This window comes from Qipengyuania sp. R86523, assembly GCF_044596365.1.
In the GTDB taxonomy this organism is placed as follows: domain Bacteria; phylum Pseudomonadota; class Alphaproteobacteria; order Sphingomonadales; family Sphingomonadaceae; genus Qipengyuania; species Qipengyuania citrea.
Genome location: NZ_CP138997.1, coordinates 1,648,175 through 1,670,202, shown reverse-complemented (window position 1 = coordinate 1,670,202; position 22,028 = coordinate 1,648,175). Strand labels below are relative to the sequence as shown.

Annotated in this window: 16 protein-coding genes; 4 read left to right on the top strand and 12 right to left on the bottom strand. The window is 65.1% G+C overall.

Features of this window, described 5'->3' with window-relative positions; all coding sequences use genetic code 11:
• Positions 1 to 10: 10 nt before the first annotated feature.
• Both SJY12_RS08220 and SJY12_RS08215 read right to left on the bottom strand, forming a co-directional pair.
• Positions 11 to 769 carry a molybdopterin-binding protein gene (locus tag SJY12_RS08220; protein ID WP_063512466.1) on the bottom strand — a complete coding sequence of 253 codons (759 nt, stop codon included), beginning with the start codon at positions 767 to 769 and terminating at the stop codon, positions 11 to 13.
• Positions 770 to 802: 33 nt separating this feature from the next.
• A complete protein-coding gene (locus SJY12_RS08215; protein WP_397505036.1) occupies positions 803 to 2,311 on the bottom strand; it encodes a flavin-containing monooxygenase in 1,509 nt (502 codons plus the stop codon).
• A 173-nt stretch (positions 2,312 to 2,484) separates the two neighbouring features.
• Here SJY12_RS08215 and SJY12_RS08210 point away from each other — a divergent pair, with 173 nt between their 5' ends.
• Positions 2,485 to 3,513: a LacI family DNA-binding transcriptional regulator gene (locus SJY12_RS08210; protein ID WP_230832506.1), complete on the top strand. Its 1,029-nt coding sequence runs from the start codon at positions 2,485 to 2,487 to the stop codon at positions 3,511 to 3,513.
• Positions 3,514 to 3,540: 27 nt separating this feature from the next.
• On the top strand, positions 3,541 to 6,864 hold the full coding sequence (locus SJY12_RS08205; RefSeq protein WP_397505035.1) for an amidohydrolase family protein: 3,324 nt from the start codon (positions 3,541 to 3,543) through the stop codon (positions 6,862 to 6,864).
• A 69-nt stretch (positions 6,865 to 6,933) separates the two neighbouring features.
• Here SJY12_RS08205 and SJY12_RS08200 read toward each other — a convergent pair whose 3' ends face one another.
• From SJY12_RS08200 to SJY12_RS08160, 9 genes are all read right to left on the bottom strand, one after another.
• Positions 6,934 to 8,277, bottom strand: coding sequence for a methyl-accepting chemotaxis protein (locus SJY12_RS08200; RefSeq protein ID WP_063506651.1), 1,344 nt, complete (start codon positions 8,275 to 8,277; stop codon positions 6,934 to 6,936).
• A gap of 59 nt (positions 8,278 to 8,336) precedes the next feature.
• A complete protein-coding gene (locus SJY12_RS08195; RefSeq protein ID WP_397505034.1) occupies positions 8,337 to 10,142 on the bottom strand; it encodes a methyl-accepting chemotaxis protein in 1,806 nt (601 codons plus the stop codon).
• On the bottom strand, positions 10,139 to 11,677 hold the full coding sequence (locus SJY12_RS08190) for a putative bifunctional diguanylate cyclase/phosphodiesterase (protein ID WP_397505032.1): 1,539 nt from the start codon (positions 11,675 to 11,677) through the stop codon (positions 10,139 to 10,141). The genes SJY12_RS08195 and SJY12_RS08190 overlap by 4 nt, the downstream gene beginning before the upstream one ends.
• A gap of 103 nt (positions 11,678 to 11,780) precedes the next feature.
• A complete protein-coding gene (locus SJY12_RS08185) occupies positions 11,781 to 12,647 on the bottom strand; it encodes a CheR family methyltransferase (RefSeq protein WP_397505031.1) in 867 nt (288 codons plus the stop codon).
• A complete protein-coding gene (gene cheB, locus SJY12_RS08180; protein ID WP_397505030.1) occupies positions 12,638 to 13,744 on the bottom strand; it encodes a chemotaxis-specific protein-glutamate methyltransferase CheB in 1,107 nt (368 codons plus the stop codon). Before cheB ends, SJY12_RS08185 begins: the two co-directional genes overlap by 10 nt.
• 10 nt (positions 13,745 to 13,754) lie before the next feature.
• Entirely contained in the window at positions 13,755 to 14,120 is a 366-nt protein-coding gene (locus SJY12_RS08175; protein ID WP_050600899.1) for a PleD family two-component system response regulator, read from the bottom strand.
• Positions 14,121 to 14,176: 56 nt separating this feature from the next.
• Complete coding sequence (locus tag SJY12_RS08170) at positions 14,177 to 14,611, bottom strand: chemotaxis protein CheW (protein ID WP_348030790.1); 435 nt, start codon at positions 14,609 to 14,611, stop codon at positions 14,177 to 14,179.
• Complete coding sequence (locus SJY12_RS08165; RefSeq protein ID WP_397505029.1) at positions 14,608 to 16,995, bottom strand: chemotaxis protein CheA; 2,388 nt, start codon at positions 16,993 to 16,995, stop codon at positions 14,608 to 14,610. Before SJY12_RS08165 ends, SJY12_RS08170 begins: the two co-directional genes overlap by 4 nt.
• A 46-nt stretch (positions 16,996 to 17,041) precedes the next feature.
• Entirely contained in the window at positions 17,042 to 18,400 is a 1,359-nt protein-coding gene (locus SJY12_RS08160; RefSeq protein ID WP_397505028.1) for an MATE family efflux transporter, read from the bottom strand.
• 152 nt (positions 18,401 to 18,552) lie between these two features.
• On the opposite strand from SJY12_RS08160, the gene SJY12_RS08155 reads away from it, so the two are divergent.
• Both SJY12_RS08155 and SJY12_RS08150 read left to right on the top strand, forming a co-directional pair.
• Positions 18,553 to 19,320 (top strand): class II aldolase/adducin family protein, encoded by a 768-nt coding sequence (locus SJY12_RS08155; protein WP_063505933.1) that lies wholly within the window; start codon positions 18,553 to 18,555, stop codon positions 19,318 to 19,320.
• A 23-nt stretch (positions 19,321 to 19,343) separates the two neighbouring features.
• A complete protein-coding gene (locus SJY12_RS08150; RefSeq protein ID WP_397505027.1) occupies positions 19,344 to 19,892 on the top strand; it encodes a (2Fe-2S)-binding protein in 549 nt (182 codons plus the stop codon).
• Here the strand turns inward: SJY12_RS08150 and SJY12_RS08145 are convergent.
• On the bottom strand, positions 19,889 to 22,003 hold the full coding sequence (locus SJY12_RS08145) for a TonB-dependent receptor (RefSeq protein WP_397505026.1): 2,115 nt from the start codon (positions 22,001 to 22,003) through the stop codon (positions 19,889 to 19,891). The genes SJY12_RS08150 and SJY12_RS08145 overlap by 4 nt on opposite strands.
• Positions 22,004 to 22,028 lie beyond the last annotated feature (25 nt).

Sequence of the window (22,028 nt, the reverse complement as noted above, 5' to 3'; positions counted from 1 at the left end):
TGGCCGCCGGTCAGATTCCCCCGGGGGTGAAATCGAAGCCGGCGGTGGCCAGCCCGTCGCACAGGCTGTCGACACAGCTCCTGAGATCTTCGCTACTGGTCGAACGAACCACGAAATTCGCGCCGACCCGGCCTTCGCGGAAGAAGGGATAGCTGCCGATCTGGCAGGTTTCATGCGCTTGTTCGACCTGCCGCAGGATGTCGGCGATCTCGCTCTCCGGGGTCCAGCAGCCGACGGTTTCGGATTGCAGCGGAGCCCCGCCTTCGAGCGTGCCCGTCAGCGCATCGAGCATGCCCGCGGTGATGTGCGGCACCCCTGCCATAAGGTGGATATTGCCAAGCTTGATCCCCGGCGCGCCCGACATGCGGTTGGGGATCAGTTCGGCGCCTTCCGGCGCGCGGGCCATGCGAAGCCGCGCCTCGGTCAGCTCCTTGCCGATGCTGGCGTAATAGCGCTCAAGGATCGCTCTCGCCTCGGGATGGACGATCACCGGAACGCCCAGCGCTTCCGCCACGGCATCGACGGTGATGTCGTCGTGGGTCGGGCCGATCCCGCCGGTGGTGAACAGGTAATCGTACGCTTCGCGCAGCGCATTCACCGCTTCGACGATCCGTTCGACGACATCGGGCACCACGCGGACTTCGGACAGGCGAATGCCCTGGACCTGCAGCCAGCTGGCGATTTGCGCGATATTCTTGTCATGCGTGCGGCCCGAGAGAATTTCGTCGCCGATCACGACGAGGCCCGCGGTGTAGATGCGTTCGGTCATGGGTGCTGGCGTAACGCGGTCCGCGCGCGAAAGCTACTCCGCAGCTTCGAGCTGTTCGCCCGCGCCGCGCGCGTTGGCCCCGTGCCGCCGGAAGTCGAGCAGACCGTCGTCGACCGGGTCTTCTTTCATCCGCTTGCGATCCGCGACATATTCCTGGTTCAATCGCCAGGGGTAGGCCACCGCGTTCTTGGGCATGATCGCCTTGCCGCGCTGGATATAGCCCGACGAGAAATCGAAGATGTCGTCTTCGACGATAGCCGCTTCCGCTGCGGGGGTCAGCACCGGTTCGACGAGGTCCGCGCCGCGCTGCCGGCTTTCCTGCAGCACGCGGCAGATGAAGTCCGAGTTGATATCGGCGCGCAGCGTCCAGCTGGCGTTGAGATAGCCGAACACTGCCGCCAGATTGGGCACGTTCGAGAACATGCAGCCCTTGTAGTAATAGTGCTGCGCCAGGTCGATCTTCCGGCCTTCGCGCGACAACGCGATCTTGCCGGCGATCGCCAGTTTGAGCCCGGTTGCGGTGACGACGATATCGGCCGGGATGAACTGGTCGTCCGTCAAGCGCACACCGCCCTTTTCGAAAGCCTTGATATGACCGGTCACGATTTCCGCCTTGCCGCTCTTCATCGCTTCGAACAGGTCGTCGTCGGGGACCAGGCACAGCCGCTGGTCCCACGGATTGTATGGCGGCGTGAACGGCGCAAGGTCGCAATCGTCGCCCAGCGACTTGCGGATACGCTTGTGCAGCGCTTCGCCCATCTTCTGCGGCTTGGCGCGGGCCCGCTTGAAACCCAGATCCTGCAGCGTGATGTTCTTCCAGCGGGTGATCCTGTAAGCGGTCTTCTCGGGCAGGATCTTGCGCAGGAAATTGGCCAGTGCATCCTTGGCCGGCCGGCTGAACATCCAGGTCGGCGTGCGCTGCAGCATGGTCACCTTGGCGGCCTTGTCGCTCATCGAGGGGACGATGGTGACCGCAGTGGCGCCTGATCCGATGACGACCACGTTCTTGCCCCTGTAATCGAGGTCCTTCGGCCAGAATTGCGGATGCACGACTTCGCCTGCGAATTCGCCCAGATCGAAGCCGGGATCATAGGCTTCGTCGTAATCGTAATAGCCCGCGCCGAGATAGAGCCAGTTGGCGGTCAGATGCTTGCGTTCGCCCTGCGCGGTTTCGAGCGTGACGTGCCAGCGCGCTTCGCTGTCGCGCCAGTCCGCGGACAGCACCTTGTGGCCGAAGCGGATGTGCTTGCGGATATCGCGTTCGTCAACGATGCGGTCGAGATAGTCGAGGATGGCGGGGCCGTCGGCGATCGATTTCTCGTGCGTCCAGGGTTCGAAATCGAAGCCCAGCGTATGCATGTCGCTGTCCGACCGGATGCCGGGATAGCGGAAGAGGTCCCAGGTTCCCCCCAGATTGTCACGGCGTTCGACGATCGCGAAACTGTGACCGGGCGCCTTGTCCTTCATATGCGCCGCCATGCCGATGCCGGAGATGCCCGCACCCACGATCAGAACGTCGAAATCGGTCGCCGTATTCTTCATCTGTCTCTCCCAAGTGGCATGAGCCTACCCGATGCCGGGCCCGTGCGCCAGTCTCAGTTGCAGGGCGCAACTTAATCGCTGGTTTCAAACAGATCGTGGGCTTGCGCCGCTTGCCTCTCGCTTTCGCCAATTCGCTGGGTTAGGGCAGGCGGAAAGGGGAGAGCCTTTCGCGCATGTCCAGCAGTGACAAGACCAGGCCGCGCCCGGTCACCTCGATCGACGTGGCCGAACGCGCGGGCGTCAGCCAGTCGACCGTCAGCCGCGCCCTGTCGGGTTCCGAAACGATCACCGAAGCCACCCGCCGCCGCGTCGAACTGGCGGCGGAGGAACTGGGCTACCAGGTCAATGCGCGTGCGGCCGGGCTGCGGCGCGGCGAAACCGGGACCATCGCCATTGTCGTGATCGGCCGCGACGGGCAGGGTCCGGCGGCGATCAACCCGTTCTATTACAGCCTGCTCGGCAGCACCTGCGCAGCGGCGGCCGAGCGCGGCTACGAGGCGCTGGTATCCTTCCAGGCGCAGCCCGAGGAATTCTTCGGCCACTATGTCGCCCGGCGGCAGGCCGATGGCGTCGTGGTGATCGGTACGGCGACGAACCAGGCGGCGTGGGACTATTTCACCGCCTGCGCCAAGACCGCTGGCAGGATGGCGTTCTGGGGATCGCCTTTCGACGACAGTGTCTGGGTGCGCTCGGACAATCGCGATGGCGGCAGGCTGGCGGTGGAACGGCTGGTGCAGGGCGGCGCGCAGCATATCGTCTTCGTCGGGGATCCCGCATCGTCGCAGCGCCAGTTCCGCGAACGCTACGAAGGCTATCTTGCCGCGATGGAAGCGGTGGGCCTGAAAGCGGGTGAGGCGGTGGTCAGCAGCGGCGCGGACCGCGTGTCGCAAGGCCGCAATGCGATCGCCCAGCTGGCCGACGCCGATGCCAGGTTCGATGGCCTGTTTTTCGCCTGCGACGCCATGGCGCTAGGCGCGCTGGAAGAACTGACCGCGCGCGGCATCGCCGTGCCGGACGACGTCGGCGTGATCGGGTTCGACGGGCTCGGGTCGGGCGAATTCAGTGCGCCGCCGCTCACCACGGTCGAACCCGATTTCGCGCGCGCCGGGCAATTGCTCGTCGAGACCGCGCTCGCTTCCGAAGGCGAACGGCCTGCGCGGCGCGTCCCCGTCCATCTGATCGAACGCGCCAGCGTGCGCTGACCACATTTTTCCCAACCGGAGAGCATCATGAAAACCAGCATCGCTTCCGTCCTTGCCGTCCTGTTCGCCGGCCAGGCGGCTTACGCGCAGGACAACCCGCCCAGCCCCAATCCGGTGGAGGAACAGGAGGTCGATGCATCGGCGGAAACGGGTCCTGCCGAAGGCAGCGGGATTGCGGTCGATGCCGCTCCCGCCAGTGCCAACCCGGCTGCCGCCGACAGCGTGGAGAAATGGGACGTTACCGCTCCGCGCGGCGCGACCATCCGGCAGGTGCCGATACGGACGGACGAAGGCACTTGGATGGATGTGGATGTCTCGCCCGACGGGCGCATGCTGGCTTTCGCGCTGCTGGGCGACATCTACACCATGCCGATCGCCGGCGGCACGCCGACGCGGATCGCAGAAGGGCTGGCATGGGAAGTGCAGCCGCGCTTCTCGCCCGATGGCCGCCGGATCGCTTTCACCAGCGACCGCGGCGGCGGCGACAACATCTGGATCATGAACGCCGACGGATCGGACAAGCGCCAGCTCACCAAGGAGGAGTTCCGCCTGCTGAACCAGGCAAGCTGGTCGCCCGATGGCAATTACATCGTCGCCAAGAAGCATTTCACCACGCAGCGTTCGCTCGGTACCGGTGAGATCTGGCTTTATCACGTCTCGGGTGGCGGCGGCGTCAAGCTGGTCGCGCGCGCCAACGAAGCACTGCAGAAGGAGCTGGGTGAACCGGTTTACGCGCCTGACGGCAGCGCGGTCTATTATTCGCGCAATGTCACCCCGGGGCCGATCTTCGAATATGCTCAGGATTCGACGCAGGGTACCTTTGCCATCGAACGCTACGATCTGGCGACCGGCGAGGTCACCACCGCGGTCAGCGGCTATGGCGGTGCGGTCCGCCCACAGCCTTCGCCCGATGGCAGGAGCCTGGCCTTCATCCGCCGCGACAAGGACCAGACCGAGCTGTGGATCAAGGACCTCGCCAGCGGCGAGCAGCGGATGATCTATGGCGATCTCGATATGGACATGCAGGAAACCTGGGCGGTCCACGGGTTCTACCCGCTGATCGACTGGACGCCCGACGGCAATGCGCTGGTGCTGTGGGCTGGTGGCAAGCTGCGGCGCGTGGCTGCCGATGGCAGCGGCGACAGCGTGATACCCTTCAGCGTAAACGACACACGCGGGGTCGCCGATGCGCCGCACCCGGTCATCCCGGTTTCGCCCGACAGTTTCACCGCGAAAATACCGCGTTTCGCCAGCGTTTCGCCCGATGGCCGCACCGTGGTCTTCGAAAGTCTCGGCAAGCTTTACACCAAGCCGGTTGCGGGCGGCACGGCCCAGCGGCTCACTTCGGGCAATGACGAAGCGCTCGAGCTGTGGCCCTCGTGGTCGCGCGACGGGCGGCGGCTCACCTATATCCGCTGGACCGACGAAGGGCTTGGCCAGGTAATGAGCGCCAATGCAAACGGCTCCGGTGCCCGCGCGGTCACCCGCATGCCCGGTCATTATGCGCAGCCCCGGTTCTCGCCCGACGGCAATACGATCGTTTTCGAAAAGCGTTCGGGCGGCTATCTGACCTCTCCCGATTATTCGGAGAACGAAGGCATCTACCGCGTAAGCGCGGCCGGCGGCACCGCCGAACTGGTGGCACGCGACACGTCGAACCCGCAGTTCGGCGCGGATAGCGACCGGGTGTTCATGCTCGGGCGCAAGGACGGCAAGCTGCAGCTGCTCTCGGCCGATCTCGACGGTGAAGCGCGGCAGGTCCATGCCGAGGGCGAGCTGGCCACCGAATACCACGTCAGCCCGCGCGGCGATTTCGTTGCCTTCCGCGAGAATTACGAAGTCTTCGCCACACCGCTGATGCCCGGCGGGCAGGCGGTGACCGTGGGCGAAAAGGCCAGTTCGCTACCGGTGGTGCGCGCGTCCAAGGGTGGGGCGGACTACATCGGCTGGACCCAGGGCGGCGACATGCTGACCTGGACGATGGGGCCGGTGCTGTACCGCGCCAGCCTCGATACGATGTTCGCCGATGCACCGAAGGAAAAGGACGCCCCGGCCTTCGTGCCGCCGACCAGCGGTACCTCGCTCGAACGCACCGTCGCGGCTGCCAAGCCGAGCGGTACGGTGGCGATTACCGGGGCGAAGATCCTGACGATGGCGGGTGATGGTGCCGGCGCAATCGCCAATGGCACGATCGTGATCACGGGCGATCGCATTGCGGCGATCGGCCCGGCCGATCAAATTGCCGTGCCGCAGGGCGCATCGGTGATCGACGCTGCGGGCAAGACGATCATGCCGGGGCTGGTCGACGCGCATGCCCACGGGCCGCAGGGCGTCGACGATCTCGTCCCGCAGCAGAACTGGTCGCTGGTGCAGAACCTCGCCATGGGGACCACCACGCTGCACGATCCTTCGTCGAGGGCGAGCATGATCTTCTCTGCTGCGGAGCGTCAGCGCGCCGGCACCCTGCTGGCGCCGCGGATCTTCTCCACCGCCGAGATCGTCTACGGGGCCAAGGCGCCCAGCGTCTATGCGCGGATCGACAGCTATGACGATGCGCTGGCGCACATTCGGCGGATCAAGGCGCAGGGCGGCATCTCGATCAAGAACTACAACCAGCCGCGGCGCGAACAGCGCCAGCAGGTCGTCGCGGCCGCTCGTGAAGAGGACATGCTGGTGGTGGCCGAGGGCGGTTCGCTGTTCGGGATGGACATGAACCTGATTGCCGATGGCAATTCGACCATCGAACACAATGTCCCAGGCGAAGTGTTCTACGAGGACGTGCTGCAGTTCTGGGAAGGGTCGCAATCGAATTATACGCCGACGCTCGTCGTGACCTATGGCGGCCTGGCTGCGGACCCCTACTGGCGCCAGGCCACCGACGTGTTCGACAATCCGCTGATGGTCCACACGCCGCCGCGCCAGTTGATCGCGCAAACCGCACGCCGCGTTACCGCTCCCGACTGGGCTTTTGTCGATGACGAAGCCGCGCGCGAGGCGAAGAAACTCGCCGACCGCGGGGTGAAGGTCAGCATCGGGGCGCATGGCCAGCAGGCAGGTGTCGCCGCGCACTGGGAACTGTGGAGTTTCGCTCGCGGCGGAATGAGCCCGGTCGAGGCGCTGCGAGCCGGGACGATCGAACCGGCCCGCTCGCTGGGGATGGAGCGCGACATCGGCAGTCTCGAAGTGGGCAAGCTGGCCGATCTGCTCGTCCTTTCGGCCGATCCCAGCGAAAACATCCGCAATTCGGACAAGATCGACCGCGTCATGCTGGGCGGCCGGCTGTACGATGCGCGGACCATGAACGAGGTCGAGACCGGCTCTACCCGGCGCCTGCCCTATTGGTGGGAATGATGGAGAGTGCGGCGGCGCGGGGATTTGCCCCGCTGCCGCCGTCTTTCGATTGTCCTCGGTGCGGGCCTCTCAGGTCCCGCGGATATGGTTGAGGAATTCTTCCACGCTGCTTTTCAGCGCACCGGCCTGACCTTCGAGCTCGCTGGCTGAATTGAGAACCTGGCTGGCCGCCGAACCGGTGGCGATGCTGGTTTCGCGGAACTGGTCGATATGCGCGGAAACCTCGTCGGTCGACCGCGCCGCCAGATCGATGCTGCGCGCGAGATCCTGTCCGGCGACCGATTGCTGGTCCACTGCGCTGGCGATCGAGGTCGCAGTGGATTCGAGTTCCTTGATCTGGCCGGCGATCGACCGCAGCGCGCCGACGCTGGCCCCGGTCGAATTCTGCATGGCCTTGATCTGGTCCGCGACTTCCTCGGTCGCCCGGCTCGTCTGTGCGGCCAGTTCCTTCACCTCGCTCGCCACGACCGCGAAGCCGCGGCCTGCCTCGCCGCCGCGGGCGGCTTCGATCGAGGCGTTGAGCGCCAGCAGGTTGGTGCGCTGGGCGATCGACTGGATCAGTTCGACGATCTGCCCGACCTGATCGGCCGAATTGGCCAGCGCGGAAATGGTTTCGTCGGCGCCATTCGCCGCATCGGTGGCCTTGCGTGCCAGTTCGGCGGAGTGGGCGGCCTGTCGGCTGATCTCGCCGATCGACATGGCGAATTCGTCGGATGCCGCGGCTGCGGCAGTCACGCCGCCCGCGGCCTGTTCCATCGTTTCGGTAACGCTTTGTGACTGGCGCGCAGCCTGTTCGGCAGTGGCAGCCATGCCCGAAGCGGTCGAATTGAGCTGGCTGGCCGCAGTGGCGACACCGCTGACGACATCACCCACGCCGGTTTCGAAATCGCGCGCCATGCGGATGATTTCGGCCTTGCGTTCCTCGGCCGCTTTCTTGCGCCCGGCAAACAGTTCGTCGAGCTTGTGCCCCGAGCGCAGGAAAACGGAAAAGGAGCGCGCCAGATCGCCGATTTCATCGACGCGGTGCGTATCGGTCACCTGGATGTCGCGTTCGCCCTGGGCAAGCCGGGCCATGTCGTCCTTGAGCTTGATATAGGGATCGATGACGTGTCGCAGGACGAAACGCAGGCTGGCGAGGCCGCCGAGCAGGGCGACTGCCAGGACGATCAATGTGAGTACCTGTGCGGTGCCGGCAAAGGACGGGAACAGAAAGCCCGCCTGCGCGATCGCAGTCACGAGCGTCAGCCCGCCCAGCGAGAAAATCGACGCGATCCTGGCTTTCGCAGCCAGCGGCCGCGCCATGAACCAGGCGCCTACCGCGCCGCGATGATGATCTTCCGCGGCATCGATGATTTCGATTTCCGCGATTTCGCGGGCCAGATCGTCCGCGATGATCGTGCTATGTGCGTTCATCCCCAAGCATCCCCCTCTTAAGGCCGTATCAACCCTGAGCGAGAATGCTTGAAATCACGTTAAGCCGCGCGAACGTGCTCCACGAACTGCGCGACATGCGATTTCAGCGTGGTGGCCTGAGCCTCCAGTTCGGTCGAGGAATTGAGCACCTGGCTGGCGGCCGCGCCGGTCGCGAGACTGGTTTCGCGGACCTGGCCGACATTGCTCGACACGTCGTCGGTCGACCGCGCTGCCAGATCGATGCTGCGGGCGAGATCCTGTCCGGCCACCGACTGCTGATCCACCGCGCTGGCAATCGAAATGGCCGCGCCCTCCAGTTCCTTGATCTGTTCTGCGATCGAGCGCAGCGCGCCGACGCTGGCACCGGTGGAATTCTGCATGGTACGGATCTGTTCGGCGACTTCCTCGGTCGCACGGCTGGTCTGCGCGGCGAGTTCCTTCACTTCGCTTGCCACGACCGCGAAGCCGCGGCCGGCCTCGCCCCCGCGGGCCGCCTCGATCGAGGCGTTGAGCGCAAGCAGATTTGTCCGCTTCGCGATCGACTGGATAAGCTCGACGATCTGTCCGACCTGTTCGGCCGAAACGGCAAGCGTGGAAATCGTATCGTCCGCATTGCCGGCCATGGCGGTGGCCTTGCGGGCGAGTTCGGCCGAATGCGAGGCCTGACGGCTGATCTCGCCGATCGACATGGCGAATTCGTCCGACGCGGCCGCAGCCGCGGTAACCCCGCTGGCGGCCTGTTCCATCGATGCCGTGACATGCGTGGTCTGCGTGGTGGCCTGTTCGGCGGCGGCCGCCATCGAACCAGCGGTCAGCTTGAGCTGCGCGGAAGCGGTGGCGACGCCGTTGACCACTTCGCCCACGGTGGTTTCGAACCGCTTGGCGAAGCGGACCATTTCCGCGCCGCGCTCGTTGCGCAGCGCTTCGCGTTCCTGCGCCATCCGCTCGACTTCCCAAGCGGCCTGCAGGAAGACCTCGAGGGCGCGGGCAAGGTCGCCGATCTCGTCGCGGCGCTCGGTCGCGGGAATGTGAATGTCCTTCTCGCCATCGGCGAGCCGCGATGCCACATGCGTCATCCGGCGCAGCGTGCCCGATACGTCGCGCCCGATGTAACGCGCGCTGAGCCAAGCAATCCCCAGACCGATGACCGCCACGCCGAAGAACGACGCGAACAGCCACCCGATCAGTGTCTGCGACCCTGCATCCGACGTCTCGCCTGTGGCTTCGATGCTTTCGCGCGCCGCTATGGCGAGGTCGACGACCTCCTGGCTTTCGCCATAGACGCTGTCCGAAAATTCTTGCCACTGGCCCTGCGTCCCGCGCGAATTCTGTGCGGCAACCACGCGCGTACGCAGCGCCGCCAGTCTGGTGTCGAGCTGTTCGATCTGCGGGAGTACCTGCGGCGCGACTTCGGCTGCACGGGCTTCGACGCGGCCAAGATTGCGATCGGTCTGGTCGAAGGCCGCCTTGGCGGCGACCAGGTCGTTGCCGTCGCCCGAAATGGCGTAACGCTGGACGAACAGCCGGCCCTCGTTGATATCGGCGACCATCCGTTCGGCCATTACGGAAGCGGCGGAAATCGCCATGCGTTCGGAGCGCGCCTGCAAAGCGAAGAAGCCGCCCAGGCACGTGGCAAACAGGCAGAGTAGGACAACGGCGATATTGGCCGCCGAGATGGCGCGCAGTTTCTCCCCGACCGACTTGTCGGCGAGCCAGCCGTTCATACCGCTCGAATCCGTATGGTCCGGCTGTTCATGAGCGGCGCCGCGGTAGTGCGGGGCCCCGGTATATTCCTGCGGCCGCTGGGTGGGCGAAGCCTCGCCCTCGGCAACCATGCCGCCAACCATATCCTGCAACGCACTCATGCAATCTGTTCTTTCCTGTTGGCCTTCGACCGGCGCAGCCCGACGGGCTGGCCGAGATACTGGCCGATTTCTTCGGGCGGCATGGCTTTGAAATAGAGCCAGCCCTGGATCTGATCGCACCCGGCGGCGCGAACCATGGCTGCTTGTTCTTCGGTTTCGACGCCTTCGGCCGCGACGCTCATTTTCATCGCGCGGGCGACGGTAATGCTCGACAGCATCATTGCGCGGCTGCCGTCGTCTTCGCTGGCCTGGACCACCAGGCTGCGGTCGAGCTTGAGCTTTTCGAAGCGGAACTGGCGCAGGAAGCCGATCGATGCATAGCCGGTACCGAAATCGTCGAGCGAGATCTTGACCCCGAAGCTGCGCACGACCGACAGGCTGCGCTCCGCCACCACCGGATCGAGCACGAGACAGGTTTCGGTAATCTCGAGTTCGAGACGCTCCGGATCGAAGCCGGTTTCTTCGAGGATATGGCCGAGCTGGATGGGAAATTCGGGATTGCGCAGCTGCGCCGCCGAGATGTTGACCGACAGCGCGATATCGCCCCACTGCAACGCGTCGCGGCAGGCCTGGCGCAAAACCCACAGGCCGATCGCATTGATCAGCCCGCTTTCTTCGGCGACCGGGATGAAGGTGCTGGGCCCGATGCATGCGCCATCGGGCCGTTCCCAGCGCAGCAGGCATTCGACCGCATTGATCGTCCGGGTGCTGGAATCGACCAGCGGCTGGTAGTGCAGCCGGAACTGCCCTTCAGCAAGCGATCGCCGCAACTCGTCGTCCATTTCCTGCAGTTTTTCGCGGCTGCGGTCGAGCGCCGAACTGAACCAGGTGCAGCGCATCTTGCCGCCGCGCTTCGCCGCATACATCGCAATATCCGCGCGGCGCAGCAATTCGGAGGAAGGGACGAAGTCCTGCGTGGTGCTGCGCGCCAAGCCGATGGACGCGCCCAGGGTCAGGCGCCGGTCTTCGACATGGATCGGCTTGGCCAGCCGTTCGATGATGCGCCGGCACAGGCCTTCGAGCAGTGTCCCGGCCACCGGACCGCCGATCATCATGGCGTATTCGTCACCGCCCAGCCGGTAGATGCCGGCTTCGCCATCCGAGATGTCGCCGAAGATGCGGGCGCATTCGCGGATCGCCGCGTCGCCGACGAAATGGCCGTAATGGTCGTTGATCAGCTTGAAGCCGTCGAGGTCGATCATCGCCAGCGCGACTTCGTGGCCCTGCCGGTATTCGCGCTGGATATCGAAGTGCAGCGCGCGGCGATTGGGCAGGCGGGTCAGGCTGTCGCTACGCGAGAGATGCTCCACCCGGCGCAGGTGCCGCCGTCCGACATAGGCGCACACGACGGTGGCCAGGCCGAAGGCCAGCGCACCCATCGAAAGAATGGTGGAGGGCGAGGAAAAGCCGAGATAGCGATTGGCGATCGTGGTCGACCACGTCAGCGCGAAAATCGTAGCGAGCACAGCCATGGGACCAAAGACGATCGCCCATGCGCTTTCGCTTTCGCGATACCCGTACGAACTGCTCATCATCCCTGAATCGCGCCTTTTCTCGTCTTACCCTAAGGGTTTACGCGGTATTCGCTAAGGAAGCGTAAATGGTCGGTTTACCCTTTGGGGCGGCGTCGGCGGCGGCTCAGGAGACCGCGGCGCGCAGCGGCGGCCGGCTGACCGCGGCGAGGTCCTCATAGACCGGACTGTAAAGCGACGAGCCGAAAGCGGCGGGCTTGAACCGTTCGGTCTGGCCCACCACGGTCTCGCCCGCACCGAGCATCAGCCAGCCATCGCGGGCAATCCCGCCCGCGAGCCGGTCGAACGCGGCGGCGCGCGTTTCCGGATCGAAATACAGCAGCACATTGCGGCACATCACCAGATCGAACCGTCCGGGGGACGGCGGATAATCGAGGATATTGTGCTGCTGGAAGCGCGTCATCGAACGGATCCTGTCGGCGGCCTGCCAGTGGCCGTCGCAGTCGGTGAAGAAGTTCAGCATCTGCGCGACGCTGATCCCGCGCTGGATCTCGAACTGCGTATACTGCCCGCTGCGCGCCGTCGCGATTGCCTTGTTCGAAACGTCGGTTCCGAGAATTTCGATCGTCCAGTCCTTCCACCGCCCCGGCTGTTCGGCGAAGATCATTGCCAGGCTCAGCGCTTCCTGGCCGGTCGAGCAACCGGCCGACCAGATCGACAGCCGTTTGGTGGCGGCCCGTTTCTGCGCAAGATCGGGCAGGACCTGGTTGGCGAGGACGGAAAAATAAGCGTTGTCGCGGAAGAAATAGGTTTCGTTGTTCAGCAGGGCCTCGACCACGCGGGTTGCCAGCTGCTGTTCGCCGGGTCGCTCGAGCATGCACGCCAGCTGGTCGACATTCTCGATCCCGCATTCGCGGAACAGGCCAGCCAATGCACTGGAAACCCGCCAGCGGCGTCCTTCCGTCAGTTGCTGTCCCGTACGCTGTGCAAGCAGGTCGCCGATGATGCGGTGCGAAGCATCGTCTACCGCCATGCATCGGCTCCCGCATTGGCCAGCAAGGCGTCGGCCAATTCGGCGGGCGGCAGGACCGCAGCAGCCAGGCCCATTTCGGTGACCGCGCGCGGCATGCCCCACACCGCGCAGGTTTCCGCATTCTGCGCATACATGGTGCCGCCGGCGGCCAGCAGCGAATGGGCGCCGTCGGTGCCGTCGCGGCCCATCCCCGAAAGCAGGACCCCGGCGACATGGCCGTCATACACTTCGGCCAGTGTTTCGAACATCGGATCGACCGAGGGCGTGCAGCCGCTCTTCACCGGATGATAGGCCAGGCCGAGAACCCGGCGGCCGCCCGACTTGCGGACCACCAGATGTCCGTGGCCAGGCGCGATGTAGATCTTCCCGCGCTCGATCATCGTCCCTTCGTCGGCGAGGATCGCCGGGCGTTCGGCGGCCATTTCCAGCTGCTGCGCGAATACGGGAATGAAGCTGGACGGAAGGTGCTGCGTAACCAGGATCGGCAGGTCGAAGTTTTTCGGGACCTGCCGCAGGAACAGGTTCAATGCATGGATGCCGCCGGTCGAGGCGCCGATGGCGACGATCTGCGGCGGTTTGCCGACGCGCTGCACCTCGGCAGGCGCGGCGACGCCGTCCGCGGCAGCCGCTGCGTCGCTGGCCGAAGGGCCCTTGAGCGCGCGGATCTTGCCCAGTAGGCTCGACTTGTAGTCCTCGTTGAACCCTCCCGGGCGGGGCTTGAGCATGGTGTCCGCCGCGCCCAGCGACAGCGCCTTGACGGTTGCCTCGGCGCCATCGGCCGTCAGCGAAGAGATCACCAGCACCTTGGTCTGCGGAGCCGCCTGCATGATCCGGGGCAACGCCTCGAGCCCGCCCATGCCGGGCATTTCCAGATCGAGCAGCATCACGTCGGGTGCGGCCTTGGCGAGTTCCGCGAGGCCGCTCTCGGCGCTGTTCGCAGTCGCCAGGATCGACATGTCGCGTTCCTGCTTGATCATGCGCGAGAACACCGTGCGCACGGTCAGCGAATCATCGACGATCATCACGCGAACCGGATCGGGGCAGAATCCCCCGGTGCCGGCCGGTTTCAGTATTTCGGAACGGAGGGGCGCGCCCATGTCAGATCCTTCAGGCCATGCCGACAAGCTGGAGCTTGATCTGCAGCGTCTCGTGATCGAACGGTTTCATGACATATTCGTCGGCCCCGGCGTTGATCGCCTCGCGAATGTGCGCGACATCGTTTTCCGTGGTGCAGAACACGACCTTGGGCTTGTCCCCCCCCTCGCGCTGGCGCAGCTGAGTGATGAATTCGATGCCCGTCATGACCGGCATGTTCCAATCGAGCAGGACGACGTCGGGCATGCTCTCGGCACACTTGTCCAGTCCCTCCTGACCGTTTTCGGCTTCCTCGACCTGGAAGCCGAGCGTCTCGAGGATATGCCTCGAAACCTTGCGGATGACGCGCGAATCATCGACGATTAGGCAGGATTTCATTTCAATGACCTCTGGTGTTTGCCAGCCATCCGTAGCGGCCGAGGGTAACCAATCGCTTAAGCCGCCTGCGAAACCGGGCCGGACACGAGCGCTTCGACATCGATCAGCAGCGTGGGACCGCCATCGGTTTCGACCATGCCGCGCGTTGCCGCCTGCCACCCGACGCCGAACCCGCCGGGAACCTCGATCGGATCGCTCAGCGCTTCGCCCACATCGTAGGCAGCATCGACCAGCAGGGCATAGAGATGGCCGTCGATCTCGACGACCGCAGCCCGCTGGTCGGGCGGCGCCTGGGCGGTTTCGAAACCCAGCGCGACCGAGCAATCGATCACGGTCAGCGCCTGGCTCCGCAGCGCGGTCAGGCCGCGGATGAAAGCGGGGGCCCCGGGAATCGGCGTGATGTCCTCGATCTCGATGACCGACTGGACGCGTATCGCGGGGATCGCCGCCCGGCGCCCCGCGACCATGCACATGAGCAGCAGGTCGTTCATGCTCTTTCTCCCATCCGGGCCTGTTTGAGCGCGTTCAAGAGCGCTTCGCGATCATAGCGGTAGATACTGTCCGCCCCGTTGCCGGGTGCATCGGGTTCGTGGCGCAGGCGGATGACGCGCCGCGCCGGTCCCGCGGCCACCGCCGGGGCTTCGGCCAGCTCGATCGCGACGTCGCTTTCTTCATCCCCGTCACCGGCAATGCGATAGCCGGCGGCTTCGACCAGCGGCTCGAGTATGGTGCGCGCCCAGTCGCTGTCGGCGGGCAGGCGGCACGACAGGGGCGGGGCCTTGCGCTGGCCCCCGCTGTGGCGCGCGAACAGCGCATGGCCGTCGATGACCGGCACGGGCTGCTCGTCGATCAGCGCGACGCCTTCGATCATGGCATCGGCATCCGATGGGATGACCTCGCCCTCGAGTTCGGCAGCATCCAGAACCTCGCGGACCGCGTAGACGATTTCGCTGTCGCCATCGGACAGGCGCAGCAGGCGGCACCTGTCCGCGGTGAGTTCACCATGTTCGAGGCCGGCAAGCGGGTAGATCGCGCCGTCGATGACCGCCTGCACGCGCGAGCCCTCGATATCGATCGCCTCGCGGGCGATGGTGTCGATGCGGCGGACCAGTTCGAGCCGTATGGCGCGCCGGCGACCGTCGAGCCCGGTGAAGAGCATGATCGGCTGGGCCTTGCGCTGCTCGGCCGTCTCTTCCTCGGGCACGCGGGTCGCGCTGCGCATCTCATTCACGAGCTCGTGCTTCTGCGCGATGCTGGGCAGGTCGAGCAGCATCATCGGGCGGCCGTCGTCGAGCAGGGTAGTGCCAGCGTAGAGTCCGGTGTCCATGATCGCGGGTGCGATCGGTTTGACCACCACGTCTTCGTGATCGTAGACCCGATCGACGGCGAGCGCGAAGATATCGTCGCTGGCAAGGCGCACCAGCACCAGCGTGCTGGCTTCCCAGTCCATTGCATCGTCGGCCTGGGTGCCGAGGATCTCGGCCAGCGAAAGGCAGGGCACGCGTTTCCCGCGGAAGGTGATGAGACGACGATCGCCCGCTTCGGCGAAGTCGATATGGTCGCTCGACCCGAAGACGATCTCTTCGACATAGCTGCGCGGAATGGCGTAGCGTTGCCCGTCGCTGCCTACGGTCAGCGCGGCGATGATGCTGAGCGTGAGCGGAAGCTTGAGATAGAAGCTCGTGCCCTCGCCGGGTTTGCTGGCGACGTCGATCGACCCGCCCACGCGTTCGATGTTTGCGCGCACGACGTCCATGCCCACGCCCCGGCCCGACACCGAACTGACCTCGTCGGCCGTCGACAGGCCGGGTTCGAAGATCAGGTAATGCTTGCGCCGCTGCGACATGGCATCGACTTCGGCCTGGCTGTAGATGCCCGCCGCGACAGCCTTTGCTGCCAGGCGTTCGACATTGATGCCGCGCCCGTCGTCGCTGATCGTCAGCGTGATCCGGTTGCCCGACTGGCGTGCGGCGAATTTGAGCAGGCCGATCTCGCGCTTGTCGGCCTTGATGCGTTCGCCTGGCCCTTCGAGCCCGTGGTCGATCGCGTTGCGGATGATGTGCGTCAGCGGATCGCGGACCATTTCGACCATTTCGCGGTCGAGCTCCACTTCGCCGCCTTCGAAATCGACCATGACCTGCTTGCCCAGCTCGTTCGAGAGATCGCGGACCAGCCGTGGGAGCGAGCCGAACAGGTGTTCAAGCCGCTGCATGCGCATGCGGGTGATTGCATTGCGAACATCGGCGAGGATCGCGCTGAGCCTATCGAAGGGGCCGTCGATCGTCGGTTGCTCGCCCGCCTCGCGCAGGCGCCGCGCCAGATCGTTGCGCGCCAGGACCATGTCTGACACGCCCTTCATCACCTCGTCGAGCAATTCGGTCGGCAGGCGGATCGACCGCTGGACGCCATTGCTGCGCGCGGCCTTGGGCGCGGCATCGTCTTCGCCGGCGGCGGGTTCCGCCTGCTGCGGCGCCGCGGCCTTGGGTTCGCCGACGACGCTGGTGATCTCGCCGGGTTGCAGCGCGGCGATCAAATCATCGTCGCCTTCGGCTGAACATTCCTCGCCGGCTTCGATCGAATCGGTCATCACGCCGATCCGGTCGATTATCGCGAGCACTGCCGATACCAGCGCACGGTCGGGTTCGCGGCGTCCGCTGCGGCATTCGGACAGGGCATCCTCCGCCGCATGGCTGAGCTTCTCGAGCTGCGGGAAGTCGAAGAAGCCGCAGTTTCCCTTAACCGTGTGGACGAAACGGAAAATGGTATCGAGCCGCGCCGTATCGGACGGATCGGCTTCCCACGCGACGATTTCGCCGCTGCTGGCTTCCAGCATCTCGCGAGTTTCGGCGACGAAGTCCGCCAGCAGGTCATCCATGTATCATTGCCCCTCGTACGATCGGAAGGGCTATGGACCATGATGGTTAAGTATTGGTTTGAGCCTCACGCCCTCGATCGGGGCCTGCCCGCAGCACGCGCCAGACGATGAAAGCGGCCAGCGCGCCGCCGGCGAGATTGGCGACCAGCTCCGCTGCGTAGATCGCCGAGGAACCCCAGCCAGAGCGCAGCACCCAGCCGAACGGCAGCATGACCAGGAAGACCCGCGCCGCGCTTTGCGCCAGCGCAAGCCCGGCCTTGTCGACCGCATTGAGCGCGCCATTGGCCACGATCAGCAGGCCGAAGCCGGCATAGCCCCATACCGAAATCGCCAGATAGCGCGAGAACTCCTCGATCACGGCCGGATCGTCGGTAAAGATATCCGCGAACCAGTTGCCGGTGAAGAACAGCACCACGGCGATGGCGAGGCCGTAGCCGACGCAGAACAGGCCCGACCACCACATGGCGCGGCGCGCGCGGTCGGCGTGGCCTGCGCCCCAGTTCTGCCCGACGATCGCCCCGATCGATCCCGACAGCGCCAGCAGCGGCACCACTGCGAAGCTTTGCAACCGCCCTGCCGCGCCGAACCCGGCGACTGCGGCCTCGCCCTGGCTGGCCAGCAGCGCGGTGAGTACCGAGAGGCCGATCGGGTTGATCGCGTTGGAAAACGCCGCCGGACCGGCAACCGAGAGGATGGCCTTGCTCGATTCCGCGACGTTGCAGTCGCGGATCGCTGCGGGGTTGATCTGCAGGCGCGCGCCCTTGATCAGCCACAGGGCGACAAGGATCGCGATGAAGAACCCGGCGATCGTCGCATAGGCCGCGCCCGCCACGCCGAAGCCCCCGATCCCGAAAGCGCCCGTTATCAGGATCGGGTCGAGCGCCCAGTTGGCCACCGAATAGGTCAGCGAGACATAGCTGGTCTTGCGCGCCTCGCCCTGGCCGCGCAGCACGCCGTTCAGCCCCATCTGGAGCAGCATGACTGGCAGGCCGAGGGCATAGGGGCGCATGTATTCGCCGATCAGCGGCAGCAATTCGTCGGATGCCTGCATCAGCCGGAACAGCGGATCGAGCAGCAGGTAAAGGATCGCGCCCAGCGCCACCCCGGTCGCAAGCGCGAACACCGCGCCGAAATTGGCCCGCCGGCCGGCGCGTTCGGCATCGCCTTCGCCGAGTGCGCGCGCGATCACCGAATTGATGCCGACCATGACCCCGACGCCGAGGCTCGAAAGCGCGATGGTGATCGGGAAGATGAAACTCACCGCAGCGAGTTCCTGCGCGCCGAGCTGGCCGATGAAATAGGCGTCGATCAGGCCGACCGACATGATTGCCGCAACGCCGAAGACCATCGGCAGCGTCTGTCCCACCAGATGGCCGCGGATACTGCCGCTGGCTAATTTGGCCATCTCGCTCATCGCTGCGGGCGTTAGCGCCCGCTCGCGCGCTTGCCTAGCGCGAACTCTTCCCGCTCGCGAAGTAGCCTTCGGGCGCTTGCGAAGAAGCCTTCGGGCGTGCGATACAGGTCTTCAAACGAAACCGCTTACGGAGAGAGCGAGCCATGGCCACCCAGATGAAAACCCGCGATTTCGAATGCAGCGATGCCGAATGGCAGGCGCGGCAGGACCTGGCAGCCTGTTACCGCATCTTCGATCACCTCGGCTGGGGCGAGAGCATCTACAACCATATCTCGGTTGCCGTCCCGGGTGAGGAAAACGTCTTCCTCATCAACCCCTTCGGCCTGCTCTATGACGAAGTTACCGCGTCGAACCTGGTCAAGATCGATGTCGAGGGCAACAATGTCGGCCCGTCGCAATACATGGTCAACAAGGCGGGCTTTACGCAGCATGCCTATTTCCACGAGAAGCTGGGCGCGCGGGCCAATGCAATCTGTCATGTCCACACCACCGCGACGATGGCGGTGTGCAGCCACAAGGACGGATTGCTGCCGACCAATTTCTATGCCTGCAATTTCCAGGGGCAGATCGGCTATCACGATTTCGAAGGCGTCACCGTTCGCGCCGAGGAAGGCGAACGGCTGGTCCAGAACCTCGGCAACAATTCGATCCTGATGCTGCGCAATCACGGGCCGGTGGTCATGGACAAGACCATCCAGGGCATGTTCGTGAAAATGTGGGCGCTGCAACGCGCCTGCGAAATCCAGGTCGCCACGCTGAGCCAGGGTGAAGCTAATGTCATCTCGCAGGAAGTCGTCGATGTTCACCAGCGCGATCTGTCGGTGATGCAATCGCAGGGCGGCGCGGGCGTGTTCGATTTCGAAGCGTGGAAGCGCCGCGTGTCGAAGATCGACGACAGCTGGAAACACTGAAGCCTCACTAGGCCGCGCCGCGCATGACCAGCATGACCGTGAACGGGAAGCCGATGCGCTTCCTGATGGATCCCGATACCCCCCTGTTGTGGGCTTTGCGCGATGCGGCCAATCTGACCGGCACCAAATATGGTTGCGGCGAGGGGGATTGCGGCGCCTGTATGGTGCATGTCGATGGCGAGGCGCTGCGATCGTGCCTGATCACCATTTCCGAGGCCGAGGGGCGTTTCATCACCACGATCGAGGGGCTCAGCCGTGATCGGTCGCACCCGGTGCAGCAGGCGCTGGTGGCCGAGCAGGCGATCCAGTGCGGCTATTGCACGCCCGGCATCGCGATGGCCGCCAGCGCGCTGCTGGCCAAAACCGCCACGCCGGGTGAAGCGGAAATAAAGGCGGCCATCCCCAATCTGTGCCGCTGCGGGGTCTATCCGCGGCTGGTTCGCGCGATCGAGCGAGCCGGCCGGGTGGCCCGGCGGGCGGAGACGATCAGCGCCGCGCCCGCGCCCGGCATCGATGCCCGGGACGCCGCGCGGGAAGTTCCCGCGATCAGCGCCCCGGCGACGCGCGACTAGAGCGCGAAGCGCACGCCGATCCGCGCGCTGAAAGGTTCGGCGGGCTGGATGTTGTTGTTGCCGTGCGCGCTCGGGTAATAGGTTTCGTCGAACAGGTTCTCGATGTTGAGCTGTAGGCTCAGGCGATCGCTGACCGTGTAGAACGCCGCGGCATCGACCCGCCAGTAGCTCGGCAGTTCGACCGTGTTCGAGAAACTCGCGAACTGGTCGGACTGGTGGATCACGCCGAAGCCGAAGCCCAGTTGTTCGGTAACATCGAAGCGGTTCCACGCGGCGATCTGGTGCTTGGGCGTCTGCTGCAGGCGCTGGCCCGCGGGGCCGAAGCTGCTCGCCGTGCGCAGTTCGCCGTCGAGATGGGTGTAGCCGATATTGGCTTTCCAGAAGTCGGTGATTTCGCCCACCGCGCCGATCTCGAACCCTTCGACGCGGCTTTCACCGGTCAGGGTGGTCACGCCGGTGCTGTCGGTGAAGGGGGTCTTGCTGCGGTCGAGGCGGAACACCGCGGCAGTCACCAGGACCTTTGCCAGCGGCGCCCATTTCACGCCCAGTTCGTAATTGGTGAACTTTTCCGGTTCGAACTGCGCCGAGGTCGGGCTGAGCACGAGAAACTGGTCGCCCGCTTGCGGCAGGAAGCTTTCCGCATAGGAAGCGTAGATCGACAGGTCGCGATTGGGCTTCACGATCACGCCGAAGCGCGGGCTGACCTTCTCGTCGACCCGGTCCCCCGCAACGCCGCCCACCAGATCGAGCGTGTCGAGGTCGAAACGGTCCCACCGAAGACCGCCGACCAGTTCGACGTGGTCACCGATCTGGAGCTGCTCCTGCAAATAGAAACTCAGTGTTTCCAGCTGCGAATCGCGCAGCCGCGCACCTGCGTCGAGCGTGTAGGGCGGGATGAAGATCGTCTCGCCAAGGGGCGTCTCGTTCGGAGCCAGCCCGCCGGTTCCTGGGGCGCGGGTGAAGCTGACCGTATCGCGTCCGTTGCGCGTGTCCTGCCGGCTGACCTCGAAACCCAGCAGCAGCGTGGATTCAAGCGTATCCCCGCCCGCCTGCCAGACCAGATTGCCCTGGCCGATCCAGTTTTCGCGGTCGGTATAGTCCCGATAGCCGCCGAGGAACACGGTATCGGCCGTGCTGTCGAGCCCGCTCGGCAGGATGTTGGCATAGACCTTGTCGTAATCGGCATACTGGATCGTGCCATTGGCGCTGAGCCCGCCGCCGAATTCGTGTTCGATCCGGACGCGGCCGATATGCACTTGCGCTTCGGCCTGGTTGAAGCCGGGATCGCCGAAGAAGGTTTCTTCGTAGCCGCGCAGCGGGCCAGTCCCGGCGACCGAGGGCACGCCCCGATCGGTCACGCGGCGGTCGTCGTCATAGGTGTAGCTGGCGACCAGCGTGGTCTGCGGGCCGAGCTCGGCCGTCAGGGTCGGCGAGATGCCGAAGAAGCGGCCTTCGTAGAAGTCGCGGTGGCTGTCGAATTCCTCATAGGTGGCATTGAGCCGGAGCGCGGCGCTGCCGGACAGCGGCTGGTTGACATCGGCCAGCAGCGCGAAGGCACCGAAGCTGTCGATGCTGGCTTCGCCCGACACTGCCTGGCCGTTCAGTTCCGCGCGCTTGGCGACGCGGTTGATCGCCCCGCCGCCGGCGCCGCGGCCGAAGATCAGCGCATTGGCGCCCTTGAGCACTTCGACGCGTTCGATGTTGTAGAGCGAGCGGTAGTATTGCGCATCGTCGCGCAGCCCGTCGATGTAGAAATCGGCGGTGCTTTCCTGCCCGCGGATGAACACCTCGTCGCGGTGGCCTTCACCGGTCTCCATGCTGATGCCGGGGACATAACGCAGCGCTTCGTTCAGCTGGCGGATCGACTGGTCTTCCAGCTGGTCCTCGGTGATATAGCTGACGCCCTGCGGTACGTCGATCAGCGGGGTCGGGGTCTTGGTCGCGCTCGATCCGTCCTGCGTGCCGTAGTCCGACTCGCCATTGCCCGTGACCACGATATCGGTCGGCAGGTAACTGCGCTCGGGCTGCGCGTCGTCGTCGGCGTGGGCCACGGCGGGGAAGAGCAGGGCGGCCCCGGCAAGCAGGGCGGCGCGGCGGTGAAGATGGAGCATCCGGATCTCGCAGTGATAGAGGTCT